Below are 216 nucleotides of genomic sequence, written 5' to 3'. Positions count from 1 at the left end.
ACCCAGAGGGCTTGCTGTCCGAAGGACGCCGGCAGGTTGGCGGGCCGTGGCAGATCCCCGATTTGCAACGCTGGAATTGTCGAGACGCTCGAGCCTTCGATGATGATCTCGGCCAGGCCCGCGATCGTGGGATGGTCGAACACGTCCCGCAGACTCAGCCCTGAACCGAGGATCGCGTTGACTCGGGCGACGACCCGTGTCGCAAGGAGCGAGTGC

The 216-nt window shown here is 64.8% G+C and carries 1 protein-coding gene; it reads right to left on the bottom strand.

From position 1 onward, the window contains the following. On the bottom strand, positions 1-216 hold a 216-nt coding region (locus AC559T_RS18665; RefSeq protein WP_498869561.1), incomplete at both ends, for a phosphopantetheine-binding protein.

Source organism: Frankia sp. Hr75.2, assembly GCF_949319125.1.
Classification (GTDB): domain Bacteria; phylum Actinomycetota; class Actinomycetes; order Frankiales; family Frankiaceae; genus Parafrankia; species Parafrankia soli.
This window is presented reverse-complemented; position numbering and strand designations above follow the sequence as displayed.